The organism is Modestobacter versicolor (assembly GCF_014195485.1).
In the GTDB taxonomy this organism is placed as follows: Bacteria; Actinomycetota; Actinomycetes; order Mycobacteriales; family Geodermatophilaceae; genus Modestobacter; species Modestobacter versicolor.
The window spans coordinates 1,802,110-1,825,785 of record NZ_JACIBU010000001.1; the positions used below are offsets into that span (position 1 = coordinate 1,802,110).

General features: G+C 75.0%; 22 protein-coding genes. 10 read left to right on the forward strand and 12 right to left on the reverse strand.

The window, feature by feature from the left end; all coding sequences use genetic code 11:
- Nucleotides 1-62: 62 nt before the first annotated feature.
- The gene (locus FHX36_RS08730; RefSeq protein ID WP_183513673.1) at nt 63-1,373 is read left to right on the forward strand and encodes an amidohydrolase family protein; all 1,311 of its coding nucleotides are present in this window, start codon (nt 63-65) and stop codon (nt 1,371-1,373) included.
- Nucleotides 1,374-1,452: 79 nt separating this feature from the next.
- Here FHX36_RS08730 and FHX36_RS08735 read toward each other — a convergent pair whose 3' ends face one another.
- Both FHX36_RS08735 and FHX36_RS08740 read right to left on the reverse strand, forming a co-directional pair.
- A complete protein-coding gene (locus FHX36_RS08735; RefSeq protein WP_110552808.1) occupies nt 1,453-2,421 on the reverse strand; it encodes an isopenicillin N synthase family dioxygenase in 969 nt (322 codons plus the stop codon).
- A gap of 111 nt (nt 2,422-2,532) precedes the next feature.
- Nucleotides 2,533-3,819 carry an FAD-binding oxidoreductase gene (locus FHX36_RS08740; RefSeq protein WP_110552807.1) on the reverse strand — a complete coding sequence of 429 codons (1,287 nt, stop codon included), beginning with the start codon at nt 3,817-3,819 and terminating at the stop codon, nt 2,533-2,535.
- 156 nt (nt 3,820-3,975) lie between these two features.
- Between FHX36_RS08740 and FHX36_RS08745 the strand changes: the two genes are divergently transcribed.
- A complete protein-coding gene (locus tag FHX36_RS08745) occupies nt 3,976-5,034 on the forward strand; it encodes a Rieske 2Fe-2S domain-containing protein (protein WP_110552805.1) in 1,059 nt (352 codons plus the stop codon).
- A 114-nt stretch (nt 5,035-5,148) separates the two neighbouring features.
- Entirely contained in the window at nt 5,149-6,528 is a 1,380-nt protein-coding gene (locus FHX36_RS08750; RefSeq protein WP_110552804.1) for an amidohydrolase family protein, read from the forward strand.
- A gap of 68 nt (nt 6,529-6,596) precedes the next feature.
- Here FHX36_RS08750 and FHX36_RS08755 read toward each other — a convergent pair whose 3' ends face one another.
- The 6 genes from FHX36_RS08755 to FHX36_RS22775 form a co-directional block, all read right to left on the reverse strand.
- On the reverse strand, nt 6,597-7,766 hold the full coding sequence (locus tag FHX36_RS08755; protein ID WP_220035982.1) for an ABC transporter substrate-binding protein: 1,170 nt from the start codon (nt 7,764-7,766) through the stop codon (nt 6,597-6,599).
- A gap of 181 nt (nt 7,767-7,947) precedes the next feature.
- Nucleotides 7,948-8,826: an ABC transporter permease gene (locus tag FHX36_RS23845; protein ID WP_110552809.1), complete on the reverse strand. Its 879-nt coding sequence runs from the start codon at nt 8,824-8,826 to the stop codon at nt 7,948-7,950.
- Between the two features lie 41 nt (nt 8,827-8,867).
- A complete protein-coding gene (locus FHX36_RS08765; protein WP_110552802.1) occupies nt 8,868-9,641 on the reverse strand; it encodes an ABC transporter ATP-binding protein in 774 nt (257 codons plus the stop codon).
- A gap of 119 nt (nt 9,642-9,760) precedes the next feature.
- Complete coding sequence (locus FHX36_RS08770) at nt 9,761-11,005, reverse strand: amidohydrolase family protein (protein ID WP_110552801.1); 1,245 nt, start codon at nt 11,003-11,005, stop codon at nt 9,761-9,763.
- The gene (locus FHX36_RS08775; protein WP_183513674.1) at nt 11,002-12,003 is read right to left on the reverse strand and encodes a methylenetetrahydrofolate reductase; all 1,002 of its coding nucleotides are present in this window, start codon (nt 12,001-12,003) and stop codon (nt 11,002-11,004) included. Before FHX36_RS08775 ends, FHX36_RS08770 begins: the two co-directional genes overlap by 4 nt.
- A 174-nt stretch (nt 12,004-12,177) precedes the next feature.
- Nucleotides 12,178-13,143, reverse strand: a complete 966-nt coding sequence (locus FHX36_RS22775) for a PDR/VanB family oxidoreductase (RefSeq protein ID WP_110554150.1) — start codon at nt 13,141-13,143, stop codon at nt 12,178-12,180.
- Nucleotides 13,144-13,233: 90 nt separating this feature from the next.
- Between FHX36_RS22775 and FHX36_RS08785 the strand changes: the two genes are divergently transcribed.
- The 3 genes from FHX36_RS08785 to FHX36_RS08795 are packed head-to-tail and all read left to right on the forward strand — an operon-like array spanning nt 13,234 to nt 15,973.
- Complete coding sequence (locus tag FHX36_RS08785; protein WP_110554151.1) at nt 13,234-14,577, forward strand: FAD-binding oxidoreductase; 1,344 nt, start codon at nt 13,234-13,236, stop codon at nt 14,575-14,577.
- Nucleotides 14,574-15,182, forward strand: a complete 609-nt coding sequence (locus FHX36_RS08790; RefSeq protein ID WP_183513676.1) for a pyridoxamine 5'-phosphate oxidase family protein — start codon at nt 14,574-14,576, stop codon at nt 15,180-15,182. Before FHX36_RS08785 ends, FHX36_RS08790 begins: the two co-directional genes overlap by 4 nt.
- Before the next feature lie 53 nt (nt 15,183-15,235).
- Nucleotides 15,236-15,973: a GAF and ANTAR domain-containing protein gene (locus FHX36_RS08795; RefSeq protein ID WP_110552149.1), complete on the forward strand. Its 738-nt coding sequence runs from the start codon at nt 15,236-15,238 to the stop codon at nt 15,971-15,973.
- An 18-nt stretch (nt 15,974-15,991) separates the two neighbouring features.
- Here FHX36_RS08795 and FHX36_RS08800 read toward each other — a convergent pair whose 3' ends face one another.
- On the reverse strand, nt 15,992-17,023 hold the full coding sequence (locus FHX36_RS08800) for an LLM class flavin-dependent oxidoreductase (protein ID WP_110552151.1): 1,032 nt from the start codon (nt 17,021-17,023) through the stop codon (nt 15,992-15,994).
- A gap of 130 nt (nt 17,024-17,153) precedes the next feature.
- Between FHX36_RS08800 and FHX36_RS08805 the strand changes: the two genes are divergently transcribed.
- From FHX36_RS08805 to FHX36_RS08815, 3 genes are all read left to right on the forward strand, one after another.
- Entirely contained in the window at nt 17,154-17,459 is a 306-nt protein-coding gene (locus FHX36_RS08805; RefSeq protein WP_110552148.1) for a DUF427 domain-containing protein, read from the forward strand.
- A 257-nt stretch (nt 17,460-17,716) separates the two neighbouring features.
- Nucleotides 17,717-18,166 carry an STAS domain-containing protein gene (locus tag FHX36_RS08810; RefSeq protein WP_110552147.1) on the forward strand — a complete coding sequence of 150 codons (450 nt, stop codon included), beginning with the start codon at nt 17,717-17,719 and terminating at the stop codon, nt 18,164-18,166.
- A gap of 96 nt (nt 18,167-18,262) precedes the next feature.
- A complete protein-coding gene (locus FHX36_RS08815; RefSeq protein ID WP_110552146.1) occupies nt 18,263-20,713 on the forward strand; it encodes an EAL domain-containing protein in 2,451 nt (816 codons plus the stop codon).
- Between the two features lie 124 nt (nt 20,714-20,837).
- Here the strand turns inward: FHX36_RS08815 and FHX36_RS08820 are convergent, their stop codons facing one another.
- Both FHX36_RS08820 and FHX36_RS08825 read right to left on the reverse strand, forming a co-directional pair.
- The gene (locus FHX36_RS08820) at nt 20,838-21,536 is read right to left on the reverse strand and encodes a hypothetical protein (RefSeq protein ID WP_110552145.1); all 699 of its coding nucleotides are present in this window, start codon (nt 21,534-21,536) and stop codon (nt 20,838-20,840) included.
- Nucleotides 21,537-21,613: 77 nt separating this feature from the next.
- Nucleotides 21,614-22,444 carry an SGNH/GDSL hydrolase family protein gene (locus tag FHX36_RS08825; RefSeq protein ID WP_110552144.1) on the reverse strand — a complete coding sequence of 277 codons (831 nt, stop codon included), beginning with the start codon at nt 22,442-22,444 and terminating at the stop codon, nt 21,614-21,616.
- 111 nt (nt 22,445-22,555) lie between these two features.
- Here FHX36_RS08825 and FHX36_RS08830 point away from each other — a divergent pair, with 111 nt between their 5' ends.
- Entirely contained in the window at nt 22,556-23,341 is a 786-nt protein-coding gene (locus FHX36_RS08830) for a transglutaminase-like domain-containing protein (RefSeq protein ID WP_110552143.1), read from the forward strand.
- Between the two features lie 21 nt (nt 23,342-23,362).
- Here FHX36_RS08830 and FHX36_RS08835 read toward each other — a convergent pair whose 3' ends face one another.
- Nucleotides 23,363-23,632: a hypothetical protein gene (locus tag FHX36_RS08835; protein ID WP_110552142.1), complete on the reverse strand. Its 270-nt coding sequence runs from the start codon at nt 23,630-23,632 to the stop codon at nt 23,363-23,365.
- Between the last annotated feature and the right edge of the window lie 44 nt (nt 23,633-23,676).

Here is a 23,676-nt window from a genome sequence, read left to right on the forward strand (position 1 = left end):
GTCGTGACGGCTGGATTCCAGACGTCACCTGCCCGGAACACAGCTCTGCCAGGGTCGCCGGCGTGCTTGACGTGACGGGTGCCCTGGCCGTGTGGACCGGTACCGGGGAGGAGCTGATCGGGGCCGACGTCGGCTGCGGCGACGACGGCCGGGTCGCCGTACTGGGATCGGTGACCCCCGACGGCGACGTGCTGGACGCGACCGGCTGCGTCGTCACGCCCGGGCTGGTGAACGCCCACCACCACCTGCTGCAGACCGCCTTCCGCACGCTGCCCGGCACCCGCGGGGTGCCGATGGCGCAGTGGCTGCCGACGATGGCGGCGGCCTACGCCGAGGTCGGGGTCGACGCCGAGCTGGCCCACGCGGCGGCGTCGGCCGGGCTGGCCGAGGCGCTGCTGTGCGGGGTGACCACGGTCGCCGACCACCACCTCACCTGGCCGGCGCTCTCCGACGACGGGGTGGGCATCGCGACCGCCACCGCCACCGCGGCCCGCGAGCTGGGCGCCCGGGTGGCGTTCGTGCGGGGCAGCGCCCGCGACGACCCCGGGACGGCGGCCGCCTCGGCCGCGGCGATCGCGCAGGCGCTCGTGCCGCACGGCGGGGTGACCGACGACGGCGTGCTGCAGGTGGCCGTCGGCCCGGCCGGGGTGCACAGCGACCCCGCCGACACCTTCCGGCTGCTCGGCGAGGTGGCGGCCGCGCACGGGCTGCGGCGGCGGACCCAGGCCAACGAGCAGGTCGACGTCGTCATCGCGGCCGAGCGCCACGGACGCCGTCCGCTGGAGCTGCTGGACGAGTGGGGCTGGCTGGCCCCCGACGTCACCCTGGCCCACCTGTGCGGGGTGACCGACGCCGAGATCGCCCGGCTCGCCGCCGCCGGGGTCACCGCCACCCACGCCCCCGGCTGCGACCTGCCGATGGGCTGGGGCGTGGCGCCGATGGCCGCGCTCGCCGACGCGGGCGTGCCGGTCGGGCTGGGCACCAGCGGCGGTGGCTCGAACGACGCCGGGCACCTGCTCGCCGACGCCCGGCTGGCCCTGCAGGTGGCGCCGCTGGCCGGCCGATCGGTGAGCGCCCGGGAGGTGCTGGGGTGGGCGACCCGGGGCTCGGCCGACGGGCTGGGCCGCGCGGACCTGGGCCGGCTCGCCGTCGGCGCGCGGGCGGACCTGGTGTGCTGGGACGTCGGCGGGGTGGCCGACGCCGGCGTCGCCGACCCGGTCGCCGGGCTGCTGTGGGCCGCGCCCGGCCGTCGTCCGCGGCACGTGGTGGTGGGCGGCCGGGTCGTCGTCCGGGACGGGGTGCTGGTCAGCCGGCCCGAGGCCGACGTGGTGGCCGGGCTGCGCGCCCTGCTCACCACCCGCCGCTCCCGCTGACACCCCGCGCCTGGACCCCGGAGATGGCCATCTCCGGGGCTCACGGGAGCCCGGAGATGGCCATCGTCGGGGTCCTCCCTCAGACGGCGGCGGGCTCGGCGTACTTCTCGGCCTGCACGAACCGGGCCATGAACTGCTGCTGCCAGTCGTAGACGCTGATCGGGGCGAACCGCGGCCCCTCGGCGCCGACCGTGCTGGGCAGCGGCTCGACGACGGTGTCCAGGTCGGGCAGGTGGAACACCGCGATCGACCGGCGGCTGTTCGCGGTGGTCGGGCCGGCCACGACGCGGTGGATGGTGGCCGGGTAGACGCCGTTGGTCCACTGGCTCATCAGCTGCCCGATGTTGATGACGAACGCGTCCTCGATGATCGGCACGGTGGTCCAGCTGCCGTCGGGGCGCAGCACCTCCAGGCCCTCGTAGTCGCCGGACTGGTGCAGCACGGTGAGCCCGCCGGAGTCCGGGTGCGGGCGCAGGATCGTCTCGTCGTGCTCGACGTCGACCGGCTGCGGCGGGTACCAGTTCACCGCGGTCAGCGTCGGCGAGTGGGCGAAGGCGGCGTCGAAGTGGTCGGCCGGCATGCCGAGCGCCCGGGCGACCAGGCCCATCAGCAGGTCGCACACCCGGCGGGCCTCGTCGAGGTAGCTGCGCCAGGTCTCCCGGAACACCGGCAGCCCGGCCGGCCACACGTTGGGGGTGAAGAAGTCCGGGTGGCCGGCGGCGCCACCGTCGGCGACGGCCTCGGCCAGGTCGTCGTAGCGGAGGAACTTGAACGTGCGGCCGAGCACCCGGCCCTGGTCGTCGACCCGCTCGTTGAGCCCCCGCTCGGTGACCGAGGGGCGGATCAGCGCCCGCCGCTCGGCGGCCGGCAGCGAGTCGAGCAGGTCCATCGAGTCGTGCGCGGCGGTCACCAGGTCGGGCGAGACGCCGTGCCCGACGACCTGGAGGAAGCCGACCTCGCTCATCGCGGTGTGCAGCTGGGTGACCAGGTCGGTGGTGTCGCCGCCGGTGAGCGCCGGGGTCAGGTCGATGACGGGGATCGTGGTCATGCGGTGTTCCCTCTCCAGACCCGTCGACAGTGTGGCCGAACGGGGAGGTGACCGACCCTTCCCTGACCTGCACCGACCTGTCCACGCAGTGCGCGAGAAGTAACGCAGACGTCACGCGCGGACGGCGGCCGGCAGCTTCCCCGGGTTGAGCAGGCCGGCGGGGTCGAAGCGGGCGGCGACCCGGCGGACGTCGTCCAGCGGCTCGGTCAGCTCCCAGGTGTGCGGGTCGCTGACGTGCACGCCGAGCCTGCGGAGTGCGTCCATCGCCGCGTACAGCGCATCCGCGCCGGAGTACCGGGTCAGCAGCAGCCCGACGAACTCCGGGCCGTCCGCCCCACCCAGCCCGTCGAGGTGCACCAGCGCACCGGGCAGCAGGGCCCGCACCTCGTCGGCCCGCTCGACCAGCGCCGGCCCGCCGACCTGCAGGTGCGCCAGCCCCGGCCTCGTCCGCTGCACCCGGTGGGTGGCGTGGTTGAACGACAGCGACGTCAGCAGGGCCGGGCCGCCGGGGCGCACCTCCTCCACCACGCCGCCGGCCGCCGCCACCACCTGCCGGGCCGTGGTCAGCACGCCGGCGTCGACGATCGCCCGCAGGCTGGTCCGGCCCAGCGGCATGCCCGGGTCGGCCGGCAGCGCGGCCACGATGCCCGGCTCGTCGACCGACACCAGCCGCGGCTGCGGGTCCAGCGCGGACATCAGCGCGAGCCCGGCGTCGACCGCCTCCCGGTCGGTGCCGAAGGAGGCGAACAGCGCCGTCCAGTCCCGCCGCGGGCGCAGCCGCACGGTCGCCGTCGCGATCACCCCGGTGGTGCCGTAGGCGTGCAGCAGCGGCGCGGTGTCCGGGCCCGCGAGGTGGACCAGCTCCGCCGAGCCGGTGCACGGGACGACGTCCAGCGCCGTCACGAACCCGCTCCACAGCCAGCCGTTCTCGATCGAGCCGGTGCCGCCGGCACCGCCGGACAGGAAGCCGCCCAGCGTGCTGCCGACGGTGGACGGGAACGTCGCCAGCTCCTGCCCGCTGCGGCGGGCGGCGGCCTCGAGCGTGACGAACGACGTGCCGGCCTCGGCGGTGATGGAGCCCGCGCCGACGTCGAGCACCCGCCGGGCTCGGGTCAGGTCGACCACCAGCCCGTCGCGCAGCGGGATCGCCTGCCCGTAGTTGCCGGTGCCCTTGCCCCGCGGGGTCACCGGCACCCCGGCCGCGGAGGCGAGCGCCACCGTGCGGGCCAGCTGCGCGGCGTCGGCGGGGAAGGCGACGACGTCCGCCAGCCCGGCCGGCAGCTTCGCGGCGAGCACCGGCGACATGTGCGCCCAGTCGGTGGAGGCGGTCCGGCGCACGCCCGGGTCTACCGAGACCGCGTCGTCGCCCAGCGCCTGCTGCAGTTGCGTCACGAGCACCCCGACACCGTGGCGTGCCCGCGTTTCACCGGGATGAGCAGCGCGAGACGACTCGTCACGGCGGCGTAATCGCGGGGACACCGCTGCCGGGCACCCTCGCCGACGTCCGAGGCCGCGCGGACGGCGCGAGCGGCCCGGGGGCAGGAAGGCACGAGCATGACCCTCACCGAGTCCGAGCGGACGGCCACCCGCGAGACCACCCACCACGGCCCCGACCACCTCGTCATCTCCGAGCACCCGGTGTTCCGGCGGTTCTGGTACGCCGCGTGCTTCAGCGACGCGGTCACCGACGGCCCCGTCGAGCGCACCGTGCTCGGGCGGGAGCTGGTGATCTGGCGGCCGGTGCCCGGCGGCCCGGTCAGCGTGGCCTGGAACCGGTGCGCCCACCGCGACGCCCCGCTGTCGATGGGCTGGGTGAAGGACTGCCACCTGGTCTGCCCGTACCACGGCTGGGAGTGGGACGCCCAGGGCACGACCCAGCGCATCCCGCAGTTCCCGGCCGCGCCGCACCCCACCAAGAGCGGGCTGACCATGGTCCGCGCCCAGGAGCGCTACGGGATGGTCTGGGTGTGCCTGGCCGGCGACGACGAGGGCGGGCCGCTCGCCGACGTCCCGGAGGTCCCGCAGTACGGCGCCCCCGGCTGGCGGGTCGTCCCGGAGAAGCAGTGGGAGTTCGACTGCACCGCGATGCACCTGGTCGAGAACAACGTCGACCCCGGGCACGTGGCGTTCGTGCACAAGAACACCTTCGGCAACCCGGACGACGCCGAGCTGACCGAGGCCGAGCTCGAGCGCACGCCCTACGGGTTCGTCACCCGCAGCGAGGTGCCGGTGGCGGCCCGGCCCGGGGAGACCGGGTCCACGGTGCGCTCGACGGTGAGCGAAGTGCACCTGCCGTTCTTCATGAACCTGCACATCACCTACCCCGACGGCCTGGGGCACGTGATGATCAAGGCGATCACGCCGGTGGACGACGAGCGCTGCACGATCATCCAGACCGTGCTGCGCACCGACACCGAGGCGGACCGGCCGGCGGCGGAGATCATCGCCTTCGACGACGTCGTCGAGCAGGAGGACGCCGACCTGCTCAACCGGCTGCCCGCGCCGTTCCCGCTGGCTGCGCGGCTCAACGCGCACGCCAAGGCCGACCGGAACAGCCTGCTGCTGCGCCGGATGTACACCGAGCTGGTCACCGGCCGCTGGCTGCCCGGCTGACCTCTCCCCCGGAGATGGCCGTCTTCGTGGGCTCGGCGGCCCCGGAGATGGCCATCTTCGTGGTGGTGACCTGACCGTCACGGGGGCGCAACGTCGTCCCGGCATCGTCCGGCCGTGACCCGACTCCTCGTGCGCAACGCCGTCCTGCTGACCCTGGACCCCGACCGTCCCGACCCGTTCACCGGCTGGTTCACCGTCGGGGACGACGGCCGGCTGACCGCCGTGGAGCCCGGCGAGCCGCCCGCTGCGGTGGTCGCCGGGCTCGACGCCGGCCACGTGCTCGACGCCCGCGGCGCCCTGGTCGGGCCCGGCTTCGTCTCCGCGCACAGCCACCTGTTCACCTCGGGCTCGCGCGGCCTCGGGATGGACCAGACGCTGTACGGCTGGATCGAGGCGATGACCCGGTACACCGCGGCCGCCGACACCGAGGACATCTACTGGATGACCCGGCACGGCGCCCAGGACTTCCTCCGCAACGGCATCACCACCGCCTTCGACTTCAGCGACGCCGGGCTGCGCTTCGAGAAGCAGTCCGCCGGCATCGCCCGGTTCGACTCCGCGCTGCCCGACACCCAGTTCCAGCACGCCCAGCTGCGGGCCAAGGTCGACGCCGGCCTGCGGCACGTGCACAGCGTGATGCTCGGCCAGGGCGACGTGGACACCGACGCCGCCCTCGCCCAGCTGGACGACGTCGTGGCGCTGGCCGCCACGGCCGACCCCGACCTGCACCTGCGGCTCGCGATCAGCGGCACCGTGCAGTGGGCCGCCTCGCGGGACGCGGCGACGCTGGAGGTGGCCGCGATGCGCCGGCACGGGCTGCTCAACCAGCCGCACTTCCTGGAGAACCCGAACGAGGTGGAGCTGCAGCGGTCGAAGTTCGCCTGGTACGCCGACGCCGGGGCGCTCGGCCCGGACCTGGTGTTCGGCCACTTCATCCAGACGACCGAGGAGATCCTGCAGGCCGCGGCGGCCGCCGGCTGCGGGATGAGCTGGCAGCCGATGAGCAACGGCCGGCTGGCCTCCGGCGTCGCCCAGATCCCGCGGATCCGCGAGCTCGGCATGCGGGTCGGCATGGGCCTGGACGACCAGTCGTGCACCGACGTCAGCGACCCGTGGAACAACATGCGGACGGCGCTGGCGCTGCTCCGGGCGACCTACCACGACCCGGCCGCCATGCCCGTCCGCGACGTGCTGGCGCTGCACACCCGCGGCTCGGCCGAGGTGCTGGGCATCGACGACCACGTCGGCTCGCTGCGGGTCGGCCGGTACGCCGACTTCCTGGTCGTCGACCCGCGCGACCCCGACACCGGCCCGGTCTGGGACGCCCACGGCACCTACGTGCTGGCCTGCTCGCTGCGGAACCTGCACTCGGTGTGGGTCGGCGGCCGGCAGGTGGCCGACGGCGCGACGCTGTGCGACCCGGAGTCGGCCGAGGTCGTCGCGCAGGTGCACGAGCGGATGGCCCGGCTGCGCGTCGAGGTCGACGGCAGCTAGGGCCGGACAGCACTGCGCCGGCCGCCCCCTCGGGGGACGGCCGGCGCGGTGGCGGGACGGTCAGCGGCTCACTGCACGCCGATGGCGTCGTCGATGTACTCGTTGGTGACCAGGTCGTCGGGCGTGATCCCCTCCAGCGGCGGGGTGCCCTGCTCGGTGAAGATCGGCGTCGTCTGGTCGATCAGGGTCTGCACGCGGGCGGTGTCGAAGTTGCCGTGCGTGTCGTCGGAGCCGTTGCCGACCAGGCCCAGCTCGGCCTGCTGCTGCACCGAGAAGTCGGCGACGCCCTGCGAGTACACCCAGCCGGTGTCGTACTCCTCCACCAGCTCCAGGATGATCTCGTTCACCCGCGCCGGGTCCTCGAGGTAGTCGACGTCGGCCTGCTGCATCAGCGGCACCAGCTCGGTGAGGCAGCCGGACAGGCCCTCCACCTCGTCGGACCGCACCGAGATCGAGGACTGGTAGGGCTGGAAGCCGGCGTCGTAGACGAGCTCGTACTCCACGCCCTTGCCCCAGGCGTCGACCTCGTTCTCGTAGATGTAGGGCTCGGCCGAGGCGAAGCCCTGCTGGGCGGACTTCCCGGCGTCGGCGACGAAGCCGGCCGGGGTGCCGTCGTAGGAGCCGTCGACCTGGTCGGGGCTGAGGATCCCGGAGCCGGTCAGGTAGGCCATGTAGGCCGAGCCCTCGAAGTAGCGCACCGTGGCGTCGGTCTGGCCGAGGTCCTCGATGCCGGTGACGTCGGGGTAGGTCTCCGGGTCCCACATGATCATCGTGGGCGAGATCTCCAGCGGGGCGAGCACCGCCGTGGTCGGCTGGGTCGCGGACAGCTGGATCGCCTCGTCGGTGGCGATGTACCCGAGGGTGATCGCGTCGTCGGAGTACATCTGCGCGGTCACCGTCTGGAAGCCGATGGCCGGCCCGCCGGCGCGGATCTCCAGCTTCACCCCGGTGCTGTCGCCCTCGCCGTCGATCAGCGTGCCGCTGACGGTCTTGGACCCGGCGTCCACGACGTAGTCGTCACCGAGGGACTCGTAGAGCCCGCCGTGCTCGGACTCCGGGTTCCAGTCGGTCTGGACGACGACGGTGTCCGGGCAGCCGGCCGCAGCCAGGTCCGTGCTGCCGACCTCCCCGGAGGGCGCTGCCGCAGCGGCGTCGTCGTCACCCCCGCCGCAGGCGGCGAGGGTCAGGGCCAGCAGAGTCGCGGTGGCGGCGCCGGCGGTCATTCGGGTGATGCGCACTCGTGCTCCTAGGGGCGAGGGAGGGCGGCGCCTCAGGTTCGGGGCGCCGGCACCGGGGCCGCGGCGGTGCCGCGGCCCCGGGTGGTGCGGGCGGTGCGTACGGCTCCGGGGAGCGAGCCGGGCATGGGCAGCAGCGCCTCCCGGTGCGTCGCACGACGGACCGGGTGCTGCGGGCGGAGTGCTAGGCGGCGTCGCGGCTCTGGTCGTACCAGCGGCCGACGGCGAGCTTGGACAGCCAGCCGAAGAGGGTGAAGACGGCGAAGCCGAGCGCGGCGGCGACGATGATCGTCAGGAAGAGCTCGGGGCCCTGCAGCCGGGCGCGGAAGTTGTCCAGCAGGATCCCCAGCCCGGGATCGCCCTGCTTGAAGAACAGGTCACCGACGATCGCGCCGACCACCGACAGGCCCGCGGAGATGCGGAACCCGGCGAAGATGGCCGGCATGGCGGCCGGGAGCTGCAGCTTGACCAGCCGGGTCAGCCGGTTGGCGCCGTGCAGGCTGAACAGCTCGTGCATCCCCCGGTCGACCGACTGGAGGCCGAACAGCGTGTTCGACACGACCGGGAACAGCGCGATCATCACGCAGACGATCACCCGCGAGGGGAACCCGTAGCCGAACCAGAAGCCGATCAGCGGCACCAGGGCCAGGATCGGGATGCACTGCAGCGCGACGGCGTAGGGGAACAGCGAGCGCTCGATCGGCCGGGCCTGGCTCATCGCGATCGCCCAGGCCATGCCGATCGCGATGGCGATGGCGAGCCCGACGAAGGTCACCGTGATGGTGCGGCCGACGGCCTCGCCCAGCCGCTCCATCGTCGGCCCGTCGAACAGCGCGTCGGTGACGATGACGTGCGGCGCCGGCATCAGGAACCGCCGGGACGGGTCGAGCACCAGGTAGGTGATCGCGTACCAGATGCCGAGCAGCACGAGGAACACCCCGGCCGGCAGCAGGGCGTCGGTCAGCCGCTTGCGGCCGCGGCGGGGGCGCACCAGCGGTGCGGTGCCGCCGCCGGCCGGTGCCACGACCTCGACGGACGGCGGGGTCTCCACGGTGGCGCTCACGCCGGTCTCCTCGGTGCTGGTGGGGCGGTGCTCGACGGCGGTCACGAGTGACCGGCCCGGAGCGCGTGCGAGACCTCGCCGGCGAGCTTGGCGAACTCGGGGGTGAAGCGGAGCTCCGGCGTCCGGTCGGCCCCGAAGGGGACGTCGAAGGTGTCGACGATGTGGCCCGGCCGGCCGCTCATCACCATCACCCGGGTCGACATGTAGACCGCCTCGCTCACCGAGTGGGTGATGAACAGCGCCCCGAAGCCCTTGGCGTGGAAGAGCCGGATGAGCTCGTCGTTGAGGCGCTCGCGGGTGATCTCGTCCAGCGCGCCGAACGGCTCGTCGAAGAGGAACAGGTCGGGGTCCAGGGTCAGCGACCGGGCCAGCGAGGCGCGCATCTTCATGCCGCCCGACAGCGCCCGCGGGAGCTTCTTCTCGTGACCGGAGAGCCCGACCAGGTCGATGGCGTCACGGGAGGCCTGGTTGGTCGCGGTCTTGCTCATCCCGTGCAGCTCGGCCAGCAGCTGGACGTTCTTCAGCACCGAGCGCCAGGGCAGCAGGGTGGCGTCCTGGAAGACGTAGCCGATCCGGGCCGCCTCGATCTCGACCTCGCCGCCGGTGGCCGGCGACAGACCCGAGGCGATCCGCAGCAGCGTGCTCTTGCCGCAGCCGGAGGGGCCGACGACCGTGACGAACTCGCCGCGCCGGATGTCGAGGTCGACGCCCTCGAGCGCGACCGTGCCGTCGGGGAATGCCTTGGCGACGTCGCGGAAGTGCAGCACCCGGTCACGGGTGGCCGCGGCGGGAACGGTGGGCGCGGGTGCGCTCATCGGCAGCTCCCTGGGTCTGGGGACCGATTGCAGGATCGGCCCGTGGTGCGGACGGCCCTCACCATCGGTGCCGTCTGTTTCGGTCGCGTGTGCCGTCGGTGAACGGCGCGCGCCGTCCATCACGAGTTGGCCACAGCGGCCGCGAGCGGCCCGCCGACCTCGCGCAGCACCCGGGTCGAGGCGACGACGCGCCCCCTCGAGACGACGACCCGGGCGGTGCCCGCACCGGCCACCGCGGCGTCCAGGCTCTCCGCCTCGATCGCCACGAACTCGGCCACCGAGCCCACCGCGACCGCCGGCACGGGCAGGCCCATGCACGCCCGTGCCCCGGCGCTGACCGCCGTCCAGGCCTCCCGGGTGGACAGGTGGCCGGAGGTGACCAGCAGCGACGCGGCCTCGCACGCGTCGGCCCGGCCCATCGGGTTGAACGGGTCGCGCAGGTTGTCCCCGCCCGCGCCGAGCGTCGCGCCGGCGTCGAGCAGGGTGCGGACGGCGGTGAGCCCGCGCGGCCGGGCGACGTCGACGTCCCGGCCCTGCAGGTAGAGGTTGGTCTGCGGCAGCGCGACGACGCCGACGCCGGCCCGGGCCACCTCGGCGGCGGTCGCCCGGGCGACGTCCAGCGGGTGCACGCCCAGGCTCACGCAGTGGCTGGCCGTCGCCCCGGCGTCGAAGCCGGTGGCCAGCACGCGCTGGGCCAGCGCGAGCAGCCCCTGCGCGGTGGGGTCCAGCGTCTCGTCGGTGTGCAGGTCCAGCGGCAGGCCGTGCCGGACGGCGGCGTCGAAGGACAGCTGCAGCCCGGCCGCGCGGTCGGGCCACATGTGCGGCGCCCCGCCGACGAGGTCGACGCCGAGGTCGATCGCCTCCTCCAGCAGCCGGGCGTTGCCCGCCGCCTCCTCCGGCGTCCAGGGCGACGACGCCAGCGCGACCACCTGGACGTCGACCAGCCCGGCCAGCGCGTCGCGCACCTCCAGCAGCGCCCGCACGTGCCGGGTGCCGGAGTGGGCTCCGACGTCGGCGTGGGTGCGGATCGCGGTGGTGCCGTTGGCCAGGTACTCCAGCGCGGCCCGGGTCGCCCGCTCGACGAGGTCGGCGTGGGTGAACCCGGCGGCGATCTCCCGGATCGCGGTGACCGCGCCGGCCAGGTCGCCGGTGCGGTTGGGCGCCCGGTGGCTGGTGAGCGCCTTGTCCAGGTGGGCGTGCGGTTCGGCGGGCGCCGGCAGCAGCAGGTGCCCGGCGAGGTCGCGGACGTCGTCGTCCGGCCGGACCGGCAGCGCGGGTGCCACCGCGACGACGACGTCCCCGTCGACCCGGACGTCGACCCGGTGACCGTCCAGGTCGGTGACGGACTGCAGCAGCAGGCTCATGAGAGGGCCCTCCCGATCGTGGCCAGCGCACCGGCCGTGGTGGGTTCACGCCCCGGCGGGGACACGGCGGACAGGTCGACGCCGCGCACCCCCGGGATGGACAGCAGCGCCTCGGCGAGCGAGACCGCGGCGGCGACCCCGGCCCGGGCGGGGTCGCGGGCCTGCTCGACCGCGTCCAGGTACCCGGCCGGCAGCACCAGCCCGGGGAAGCGGCGCAGCTCGGCGGCGGAGGCGGCGTCCAGGGCCACGGCGACGCAGGCGACGAACGGGACGTCGGCCCCGGCGTCGAGCGCGGCGGCGACGAACTCGGCCACCGCCTCCGGCCCGCCGCAGTGGTTGACGACGCAGACCCGCGCACCGGCCCGCACCTTCTCGGCCAGCCGCAGCGGGCGCCGGCGCACCGGCGGCCCGGCCGGCGCCTCGGCCACCGAGACCAGCAGCCCGGCGGTCGCGGCGCGGGCGGCCAGCTCGGTGGAGTCGAGGTCGAACACCGGCTGGGCGTCGGGGCGGTCGCCGAGCGCGGTGTGGTCGCCGGTGACGCAGTGGACGGCGGCCGCGCCGACGTCCGCGAGCGCGGCCAGCTCCCCCTCCAGCGCCACCCGGTTCCGGTCACGGCAGTTCAGCCCCGCCCAGGCCGGCACACCCCGGGCCTGCACCAGCGCGGCCCGGTGGGAGGGCGGGAACTGCACCCGCGCGCCACCGGAGTCGCCCAGCAGCACCGCGTCCACCGTGCCGGCAAGCGCGTCGACGCTGCGCTCCAGCGACTCCCGGGACAGCGGCGCGGCGGGCAGGTCGGCGACCACGACCGGCCGCTGCCGCATCAGCGCCAGCAGCGGGGGCTCGGGGGCCAGGGGCCGGGGCTCGTCACCGCCGGCCCAGCGCACCGTCGGCCGGTCGAGGAACACGCACGGGCCGGGCGCCACCTCGCACCCACCGTCGGCCGCGACCCCGCCGCACGGACCGTGCGTCATGGTCTTCGGGCAGGACGGCGCGGTCACCCGCGCAGGCTGTCCCGCCCGTGTTCCCGCCCCGTTTCGCCCACGTTCCGACCCGCCGTCCGCCGGCCCGTGGTTGTTCGCGGGAAACCGCGCGTGGTTGTTCGCGGGATCCCCGCGTGGTTGTTCGCGGAAACCCCGCGGGGTTGTTCGCGGGAAACCGCGCGGGGCAGCGCGTCAGAGGTCGAGGACGAGGCGGGGGCCGGCGGCGCGGGAGACGCAGATCATCATCGCGGTGTCCTCCGCCTGCTCGGCCGGGGTGAACACCGAGTCGCGGTGCTCGACCGGGCCCTCCAGCACCGGCGTCTCGCACGTGCCGCAGGTGCCCACCCGGCACGACGAGAGGACGACGACCCCCGCGCCGGCGACGGCGTCGAGCACCGACTCCCCCGGCTCCACGGTGACCGTCTCCCCCGACAGCGCCAGCTCGACCTCGAAGGGCTCGGTCCACACCGGCTCGCCGAACTCCTTGGCCTCGAACCGCTCGGTGTGCAGCGCCTGCGCCGGCCAGCTCGCCGCCGCCGCCTCGACCGCGTCGATCAGCCGGGTCGGGCCGCAGACGTAGACGGCGGTGTCGGTGCGCGGCTCGGCGAGCAGGGCGGCGACGTCGAGCCGGGCGCCCTCGTCGGCGGCGTGCACCCGGACCCGGTCGGGGTGGGCGGCGGCCAGCTCGGCGGCGAACGCCATGGTGCTCCTCGACCGGCCGGCGTGGTCCAGCGTCCAGTCGGCCCCGGCCTCCTCGGCGGCGGCGACCATCGCGCGCAGCGGCGTGATCCCGATCCCGCCGGCCACGAAGCGGTAGCGGGTGCCCGGGGTGACCTCGAAGGCGAAGTGGTTGCGCGGACCGCGCACCCGCAGCCGGTCGCCCACCGCGACCTCGTCGTGCAGCGCGACCGACCCGCCCCGGCCGGCCTCCTCGCGGAGCACCGCCACCCGCCAGCGGGACCGGTCGGCGGCGTCGCCGCACAGCGAGTACTGCCGCTCCAGGCCGGGGCGCAGCAGCACGTCGACGTGCGATCCGGGGGTCCAGGCGGGCAGGTCGCGGCCGTTGTGGGCGACCAGGTCGAGGGCGACGACGCCGTCGGCGAGGTCGGTGCGGGCGGCGACGACGAGGTCGCGTTCGACGTCGGAGAAGAAGCTCACCGGCGGGATTCTGCACACGGATCGGACCGGCGACAGCGATGACCCGAAGAGGTCACACGGCCGTAACGGCAGCCGGTTACCAAGAGCAGCGTGACCCTCTCCGTCTCACCGCCGTCCTCCGCCGTGATCGCCGAACTGGAGGCGGAGCTCACCGCGCTGCTGGGTGCCCGCAACGTCACCAGCGAGCTGCGCGCCCGCGAGCGGGCCTCCGTCGACGGCGGCCGGATGAGCCCGATCATCAGCGAGCTGCTGCCGCTCGGGCTGGCCGACCTCGTCGCGTTCCCGACCACGGCCGAGCAGATCGGCGAGGCCGTGGCCGCCGCCGTCCGGCACGGGGTGCCGGTGACCCCGCGCGGCAAGGGCACCGGCAACTACGGGCAGGGCATCCCGATGGCCGGCGGGCTGGTGCTCGACCTGTCCCGGGCGCGGGCCGTCGTCGAGGTGGCCGAGGGCCTGATCACCGCCGAGGCGGGGACGCCGATGGTCACCCTCGAGCGGGCCGCGCACGCCACCGGCCAGCAGCTGTGGATGTACCCCTCGACCGCGCAGTCCTCGATCGGCGGCTTCCTCGCCGGCGGCTCCGGCGGCACCGGCAGCATCGTGCACGGCACCAACGACGCCGGCTTCGTCGCCGCCCTGGACGTCGTCCACGGCACCGGCTCCCCCGAGCTGGTCCACGTCGAGGGCGAGGAGGCGCAGCGGTTCGTGCACAACTACGGCACCGCCGGGATCATCGCCCGGGCCACCGTGCGGCTCGAGCCGCTGCAGGACTGGCGCGGGGTCTACGCCAGCTTCCCCGACTTCCGCAGCGCCCAGTCGGTGCTGCGCGCGCTCGGCGCGCTGGAGCCGCGGCCCCGGCTGGTGTCCGCCGACACCCCGGAGATGACCGCCACGCTGCCGCCGGACCCGGCGTTCCCGGAGGGCCGGGCGAGCGTCCGGGTCATCGCCGACGCGCGCACCGTGACCCGGGCGGCCGAGATCGTCGAGGCCGGGGGCGGACGGGTCGAGGACGTCCGCGAGGGCGCCCAGACGGCGCTGTCGCTGAGCATGCTCAGCTACAACCACCCCATCGAGTGGCTGCAGAAGAGCGCGCCGGGCGTCTACTTCCACGTCGAGGTCTCCGGTGCCGCGCTCATCGACCGGGTCGACGAGGTGCACGCCGTCTACGAGGGCGGGCTGCTGCACCAGGAGATCGGGCACACCGGCCCGATCGGCATGCTGGCCGGGGTCTACCGCAGCCCGGAGCAGGTGCTCGACGGCATCCGGGCACTGGGCGAGCTGGGCGTGGGCGTGCACAACCCGCACCAGTGGAACGTCGACTTCCAGCTGGGCCGCACGCTGGAGACGGCGGCGACCACCGACCCGCAGGGGCTGCTGAACCCCGGCAAGCTCAACCCCGGCTACGACGGCCCCACCAAGGGCGCGATCCGGTGAGCGCGGCGGTCGAGCTGTTCGACCTGCACGCCGACGGGACGCCCCCCGCCGACCCGCTGGTGCTGGCCCGCGAGTGGCTGCCCGGCGACGACGAGCCCGAGCGGCCGCAGGTCACCCTGGGCACGGTGGGCACCGACGGGTGGCCGGACGCCCGCACCGTGCTGCTGACCGCCTTCGACGAGACCGGCTTCGCCTTCCACACCTCGGCGGCGAGCCGGAAGGTGGCCGAGCTGGCCGCGCTCCCCCGGGCCAGCATGGTCGTGCTGTGGCCCGGCTCCACCCGGCAGCTGGTGCTCCGGGGCGACGTCGTGCCGGACGCCGAGGAGTCCGTCGCGGCGGCGTGGGCGTCCCGCTCGGACCACCTGCGCCAGCTGGCCTGGTGCAACACCGACGAGCTCGCGTCGCTCCCCCGGGCCGAGCGGCAGCAGCGGTGGGCGGCCTGGGCCGCGGCGAACCCGGCGCCCGGCCAGGCCGGCAGCTGGGTGGGCTACCGGCTGCAGCCGCGGGAGCTCACCTTCTGGGCGGGCGGGTACGACGCGGCGAGCCGGCGCCTGCAGTACACCCGGGCCGGCGGCGGCTGGCGCTGGCAGCACCTGGCCGGCTGAGGAACCGTCCGCCTCGGGACCGGATCGGCCGGATGAGGTCTACCGTCGCCAGCATGGCCGCCTCACACACGGGCTCGGGCCACACCGGGCTGCACGACGTCCCGCACGCCGCCCATGACCTCGGCGCGGTGATGAGTCGCATCGCCCGCACGCTGCAGCAGGAGCACGGCGACGTCCCGGCGACGCTGGAGTCGATCACCTCCGCCGCCGTGCGCACCGTGCCCGGCGCCGACTGGGCCAGCGTCAGCCTGGTCAGCGGCCGGAAGGTCTCCTCCCAGGCGCCCACCGACGACCGCACGACCCAGCTCGACGCGCTGCAGACCGAGGCAGGCCAGGGCCCGTGCCTCGATGCCCTGCGCGAGGAGCAGACGGTCCGGGTGACCGACTTCGCCACCGAGGAGCGCTGGCCGGCCTTCGCCGCCGCGGCCGTCGGGCTCGGGGTCGGCAGCCTGCTGAGCTTCCAGCTGTTCACCGACGGCGACAACCTCGGGGCGCTCAACCTCTACGCCGGCCACCCGGACGCGTTCGACGAGGAGGCCGAGACGGTGGGCCAGGTGTTCGCCTCGCACGCCGCCATCGCCCTGTCCGCCGCCCGGCAGGAGCGCAACCTGCGGGCGGCGATCGACCGGCGCGACCTCATCGGCCAGGCCAAGGGGATCCTGATGGAGCGGCACCGGCTCACCGCGGTGCAGGCGTTCGCGGTGCTGGTGGAGGCCTCCAGCACCACGAACCGCAAGCTCTTCGACGTCGCCGACGAGCTCACCAGCACCGGGATCATGCCCCCCGGCTGAGCGGTCAGCGCTGGGCGGTCAGCGCTGCGCCGGCGGCACCCAGCCGATGGCCGGGGCGACGTGCCGGGTCACCGTCTCGAGCAGGCGGGCGTTGTACTCGACGCCGAGCATGTTCGGCACGGTCAGCAGCAGGGTGTCGGCGTCCCGGACGGCGGCGTCCTTGGACAGCTCCTCGGCCAGCTGGTCGGGCTCGCCGACGTAGCTCTTGCCGAACCGCGACCGGGCGCCGTCCAGGTAGCCCACCTGGTCCTCGCCGGTCTCGCTGCCGAAGTACTGCCGGTCCAGGTCGCTGGTGATCGGCATGACGCTGCGGCTCACCGAGACCCGCGGCTCGCGCTCCCAGCCGGCGTCGGCCCAGGCCGCGCGGTACAGCGCGATCTGCTCGGCCTGCAGCTCGTCGAAGGGCACGCCGGTGTCCTCGGACAGCAACGTGGAGCTCATCAGGTTCATCCCCTGCTGCGCCGTCCACACCGCGGTGCCCCGGGTGCCCGACCCCCACCAGATGCGCTCGCGCAGCCCCGGGGACTGCGGCTGCACGGCGAGCCGGCCGGAGGCCCCGCCGGTCATCCGCGGGTCGGCGTCCACGACGGTCGCACCGCTGATCGCGGCCAGGAACAGCGCGGTCTTCTCCCGGGCCAGCTGGCCGTCCTCGGCGCCGGACGGCGGGACGTAGCCGAACGCCTCCGAGCCGCGCAGCGCGGTCTCCGGTGATCCCCGGCTCACGCCGAGCTGGAGCCGCTCGCCGCTGAGCAGGTCGGCGGCCGCGGCCTCCTCGGCCATGTACAGCGGGTTCTCGTAGCGCATGTCGATGATCCCGGTGCCCAGCTCGATGCGGCTGGTGCGCATCGCCATGGCGGTCAGCAGCGGGAACGGCGAGGCGAGCTGCCGGGCGAAGTGGTGCACCCGCACGTAGGCCCCGTCGACCCCCAGCTCCTCGGCGGCGACCGCCAGCTCCACGCTCTGCACCAGGGCGTCCCGCCCGGTCCGCACCTGCGAGCCCGGGATGGGCTGCCAGTGCCCGAAGGACAGGAACCCGATCCGCTTCTCCACGGTCCACACCTCTCGTCGTCTGCCCCCGCGACAGCGTCGGCGCAGCTCGCGGTGTTCCCCGGGGATGACGCGGGCCGGTGCCGGTGTTGCCCGCTGTGAACAGGGACACACGAGCCGAAGGAGCAAGCACATGCGCGCCACCGTCGGGGGCACCGTCATCGCCGAGGCCCCGGAGTCCGAGCTCGTCCGCATCGAGGGCAACTGGTACTTCCCGCCGTCGGCGATCACGCCGGGGGCCCTCACCGAGAGCCCGACGCCCTACACCTGCCCGTGGAAGGGCGCTGCCCAGTACTGGGACGTCGTCACGCCGGACGGCACCACCAAGGACGGCGCCTGGAGCTACCCGGAGATCAAGCCGTCGGCCGTCGAGCGGGTGGGCACCGACTTCGCCGGCTACGTCGCCTTCTCCCCGGGCGTGACCGTCGCCGAGGGCTGAGCGCCGCGGTGCCCGGCCGGAGGGTCGGCCGGGCACGTCGCCGACGCGGCGCACGGCGAGCGCTCTCGGCTGACGGGTGACACGCCCGGGCGCCGGGCGCGCCGGGGCGGGTCTGGCGTGTCGCGCCAGACCGCCCCTACCGTCGTCGGCGAGTCGAGCACCGGCTCCCCCGCGCCGGCGCGTGACCCGCCGAGCCGCCCGCGCACCCCGCCGCCCGCGCACTCCGCCACCCGCGCACCCCGCCACCCAGGAGCCCCGTGGTCCCCTCGTCCTCCTCGCCCGTCCCCTCGTCGATCGCGCCGCTGTCGGTCTCGGTCGACCTCTCCCGCGCCTCGGTGCGGGTGGCCGGTGAGCTCGACCGCGACACCGGTCACCACCTGCTCGACGCCGTCACCGTGCTGACCGCCCGACCGGAGCGGCGCTGGCGGGTGGACACCTCGGGCGTGACGTTCTGCGACGTCGGCGGGGTGCGCGCGCTCAGCGACGCCCACGCCCTGGCCGTCGCGCACGGCCGCAGCCTCCGGCTGGTGCGCACCAGCCGGCCGGTCGACCGGCTGGTCGAGCTGCTCGGGCGCGAGCGGGTGTTCCCCTCCCCCGACGCCGAGGCGCCCCGGTGCGACGCGGTCCGCGCCCCGTCCGTCCGCCGCCAGGCAGCGCCGGCGACCTGGGTGCGGCACGTCCGGTGTGGCACAACGGGAACCGTGTGACCGGAGGGTCGATCAGTCACCGAACGTGACGGCACGAACACGTGTCGACGGCCCGGGTTCCCGGGTTGACGGCTCCGGATGAGCCACGCTGTCCCGGTGACCACCACCGCCCCCGAGTCGTCGGGCGCCTCCGGGCCCACCGGCAGTGCCGGGCAGCGGCTGCGCGCGGCCGACGTGCTGCTGGCCGACCGGGGTCAGCTCTTCCGTGCCCTGTTCCTCTCCGCACCCGTCGCCAAGGCCGTCGTCGACCCGGCCGGCCGGCTGCTCGTCGTGAACCCGGCGATGTGCGAGCTGACCGGCCGGAGCTCCGCCGAGCTCGTCGGCCGCCACCTGGACCTGCTCACCCACCCCGACGACGTCCCGCTCGAGGACCGCGCCACCGAGCACGTGCCCGGCACCGCGCTGCTGGACCCGCAGCTGGAGGTCGTCGGTGAGCGCCGGCTGCGCCGCGCGGACGGCGAGAGCATCTGGGTGCACCAGTCCCAGGACCTCGTGCACCGCACCAACGGCGAGCCGCAGTTCGTGGTGCTCACCCTGGTCGACGTCACCGACCGCCGGCGCGCCGAGGAGGACCTGGTCCGCCGGGCGTTCACTGACCCGCTGACCGGGCTGCCCAACCGCCGTGCGCTCACCGAGCGGCTGCAGCACGCGCTGGCCGCCTCCCGCCGTCGCGGCACCCTGGTCGGGCTGCTGCACCTGGACCTCGACCGGTTCACCGCGGTCAACGACTCCCTCGGCCACGAGGGTGGCGACCAGCTGCTGTGCCAGGTCGCCGACCGGCTGCGCTGGAGCACCCGGGTCGAGGACACCGCCGTCCGCTTCGGCGCCGACGAGTTCCTCGTGCTGGCCGACGAGGTCGAGGACGTCGAGGCGCTGCGCACGCTGGCCGACCGCCTGCTCGGCGTGCTCGACGAGCCGTTCCACGTGCACGACCGGGAGATCACCCTCTCGGCGAGCGTCGGCATGACGCTGGGCTCGGACCTGGCCCCGGAGGCGCTGCTGCGCCAGGCGCACAGCGCGCTCGCCCGGGCCAAGGCCAGCGGCGGCCGCGGCCGGGTCGAGGTGCACGACGAGGCGCTCGGCGAGGGCTACGTCGACCAGCTGCAGCTGGAGACCGACCTGCGGCACGCGCTGGAGGCCGGCGAGCTGCGGCTGTTCTACCAACCGATCGTCGCCCTCTCCGACGAGCACCTGCTCGGCTACGAGGCGCTGATCCGCTGGCAGCACCCGACCCGCGGGCTGCTGCCGCCGGGCGCGTTCCTCTCCGCGGCCGAGGACAACCGGCTCACCTCCAGGCTGGGCGCCTGGGTGCTGCACCAGGCCTGCTGGGACGCCGCCGGCTGGGACTCCGACCTGCGCGTGCACGTGAACATCTCCGCCCGGCACCTCGCCGAGCCGGGGTTCAGCGAGCTGGTCGCCGACGCGCTGGCCGAGTCCGGGCTCGCCCCGGAGCGGCTGGAGCTGGAGATCACCGAGTCGACGGCGCTGTTCGCCGCCGACGCCACGCTGCACGCGGTCGACACCGTCACCGAGACCGGCGTGACCCTGGCGCTGGACGACTTCGGCACCGGCTACTCCGCGATCACCGCGCTGCACCGGCTGCCGATCCACACCGTGAAGATCGACCGGTCGTTCGTCGCCGACGTCGTCACCGAGCCGGCCACCGCCGCGCTGGTCCAGGGGCTGCTGCAGCTGGGCCAGGGCATGGGGCTGCAGGTGATCGCCGAGGGCATCGAGGACGGCGAGCAGGCCAGGTGGCTGCGCGAGCACGGCTGCGCGATGGCCCAGGGGTACGCCTTCGGCCGCCCCGCCCCGCTGCCGGCCCGCGAGCTCGACCAGCTCTCCGTGCCGATCGACCCCGCCGACGTCGTCGATCCGCCGGCACCGCACCTGGGCGCTGGTCCGGACGCCGCGCCGACCGGTGAGCTGGGCGACCTGGCCGAGGACGAGTGGGGCCCGGAGGCCGACACCGGCCCGACCCTGCGCTCAGCCGCGGTGCCGCAGCTGGACGCCTTCACCCTGCCGGCGACCGGGGTGCTCCCCGCCCAGCCCGTCGACCCGGGGACGGTCGGCGAGCCGGTCACCGGTGAGCTGCCCGAGCTGGCCGACGGGGCCTTGGTCTCGCCGGACGACGTCACCGCCCCGGCCGAGGCCGAGCTGCCCTACGAATCGGTCGCGGCGCTGGAGTCCCCGTCGTACTTCGACGCCCGGGGGTCCTTCGACGACGCCCCGGCGTACGCGGAGGTTGACGACGAGGACGCCGACGACGAGCCGACCGAGCCCGCCGGACCGACCCCCGGCTTCGACCCGGGCGTGTTCCGGCCGTCCCGCGCGTTCCTGGAGCTGCGCGAGCTGCTCGCGGCGAACGGTGCGCCGGACACCTCCGCCGTCCCCGAGCCGCGCGAGCCGCTGCAGTTCGGCGACCTCCGGTCGCTGGCGGCCGACCCGACCGACTTCTCCGGGCTGCGCCCCTGGCTGGAGTCCTTCCAGCAGCGGCTGGGCCCGCCGAGCACCGGCGACCTGCCGCAGGTCGGCGACCGGGCCTGAACGCGGCTCGAGCCGACCGGCAGGTGCGCCGGTCGGCTCGAGCGACCGCCCTGGGGCGGAGTGCGGCCCCTCTGCAGGGGCCCACGCCGAGCGTGCGAGGCGTGGGGGGCAGAGGGGTCCTTCGTCAGGAGGTCTCGACCGTGATGGTCGCGGCGCCGATCACGAACTCACCGGCGAGGGCGTCGGTGCCGAACGTGGTGTTCAGCAGCTCGGCGGCCTCGGCGGACAGCTTCACCGTGGTGCCGTCGAGCACCGCGGAACCGTCGGCGTCCATCGACGGCGCGGAGAGGGTGCTGCCGTCGAGGTTGAACAGCGGGGCGCTGGCGACGGCGAGCTGGCCGTTCACCGAGACGTTGCCGAAGAGCCGGGCCGGCTTGCCCGGGTCGATGGTGAAGTCGGTGAGCTCGACCGTGGTGGCACCGGCGGTCAGGCTCAGGCCGCTGCCCTCGTGGAAGATCGTGCCCTGGACCCACGGGCGGTAGCCGCTCTCGCGGTCGTAGAGGGTGACCTCGCCGCCGGTGATCGGGAAGGTGACGGTGCCGGTGGCGCCGTCCAGGGTGGCGCCACCGATGACGCCCGGGGTCAGGCCCAGGGAGGTCAGCGCGTCGGTGAAGCCGGCGTCCAGGGCCACGGCGGTGGTGCCGCCGGGGATCGCGGGGACGCTGGCGGCGGGGGCCGGGCGGCCGTAGGAGGCGCTGGAGCTCGAGTTGTCGGCGGCCTGCGCGGTGTCGGTGTCGTTGCTGCTGCAGGCGGAGAGGCCGACGACGGCACTCAGGGCGGCGGCGGCGACGAAGCTCTTGCGGGTGGCGCTCTTGCTGATCATGACTACTCCCAGTCGTCGAGCGGGTGAGGCAACGACAGGGGTTCGGGGTCGGCAGCGGATCCGGATGGGTTCTTAGGTCACGAATCGGTCACGGACGACAGAGTTGCCTCCAACGGCTCCGGCTGGGGCCGCTTGGCCGCCCGTCCGTCACCGGAGGACTCGCCGCGGAGCCGCCGGCCGATCCACGGCAGCACGAACCCGCGCACCCAGGCCAGCTCCTGCGCCACCACCTCGCGGGCGGGCTTCGGCGCCGCCGGCTCCAGCGGGGTGCGCCAGTCGGTGCGGTCACCGGCGACCGGCACGCCGAGCGCGGCGGCCGCGGCCAGCGCCGTCCGCCGGTGCCCCTCGGCGGTCAGGTGGATCCGGTCGCCCGGGTCCCACATCCGGGCGTCCTGGAGCCAGGCCGCGCCCCACTGGTCCAGCACGACGGCGCCCTGCCGGGCGGCGATCGACCACAGGTGGGCGTTGAAGACGGCGACCCGGCCACGGGTGCGCCGGATGATCGGGGTCTGCCGGGGGTCGACGCCGGTCGCCAGCAGCACGTCGGCGCCGGCCTCCCGGAAGGAGACGACCGCGGACTCGAGGTCGGCGGCGAGCACGTCGGGGTCGGCGCCGGGGCGCAGCAGGTCGTTGCCGCCGGCCACCAGGCTGACCAGGTCCGGCTGCGCGGCGAGCGCCACGGGCACCTGCTCGGCCAGCACCTGGGGCAGCAGCCGGCCGCGGATGGCCAGGTTGGCGTACTCGACCCGGCCGGTGGGCGACGCCGCCGCCAGGTGCCCGGCCAGCCGGTCGGCCCACCCGCGGAACGCGTCGGGGCCGGCCGGGTCCGGGTCGCTCAGCCCCTCGGTGAAGGAGTCCCCCAGCGCGATGTAGCGCTGCCACGTACGACGGTCGCTGCCCGGTTGCACGTCCGCTACTGCACCACGCCGTCCCGGCCGCGGCGGCGACGGGTGCGGCGCCGCACGGCCGACAGGCCCCCGACCCCTGCCGGCAACACGGGACCGCCAGGATGTGCGGTCATGCGCACCGACGTCGCCTGCTCGCTCACCGTCTCCTCCCCCGTGCCGGCGACCGCGCTGCTGCAGGTAGCGCTGGCGGCCCCCGACGGCGAGCAGCTGACCGTGCTGTCGGGTGGTCAGCCGGTCACCGCGGAGGAGATCGCCGTCCCGGGGGCGCGGGTGCACCGGCTCCAGCTGGCCGCCGGCGAGACGACGATCGCCTACACCGCGCACGTCGACGCCGCCGGCCCGCCGCGGGAGGTCACCCCGGCGGCCTGGGCCGAGTACGTGCGCCCCAGCCGGTACTGCCCCTCCGACCAGCTCGAGGGGTACGCCGGCGCCGAGTTCGACCGGTCGCTGCCGCGCGCCGAGCTCGTCGCCGCCGTCGCGGCCTGGGTCGGCCGGCGGCTGGTCTACACCTCCGGGTCCAGCCGGCCGGTGGACACCGCCGTCGACACCCTGCTGCTCGGCCAGGGCGTGTGCCGGGACTACGCGCACCTGACCATCACGCTGCTGCGCGCGCTGGAGGTGCCCGCGCGGCTGGTGGCGGTCTACGCCCCCGGCCTCTCGCCGATGGACTTCCACGCGGTCGTGGAGGCCGACGTGGACGGCGTCTGGCGGACCGTCGACGCGACCCGGCTGGCGCCCACCTCCTCGCTGGTCCGGATCTGCCACGGCCGGGACGCGGCGGACACCGCGTTCCTGTCGCTGTTCGGCGGTCGGGCCACGCTGGACCGGATGACGGTCACCGCCACGGTGGACGGCGACCTCCCGGCCCCCGACGACGAGCCGTTCCCGCTGCCCTGAGCCGGCCGGGGGCCCGGCGGCTCAGCTGCCGGCCGGCGTCACGCCGAACAGCAGCACGCGCCGCTCGACGTCGTAGTGCACCGTGCCGGTGTTGGTGAGCAGGTCCTGCAGGTTGTCGGCGTCGTCGGGGTCGAGGGTCAGCACCTCCTCCCAGGCACCCTGGTCGAGCACGAGCTGCAGGGTGTACGTGCCGGGCTTGCCGGGCTCCCCCGCGGTCCAGCTGAACTGGTAGTGGCTCAGCTGGCGCACCTTGATGGTGTTGTCGGTGACGGGCTGCGGTACCTCGGGCATGGTCGCTCCTCGTTGGGTGATCCAGGTCACAGCGGCCTACCCCA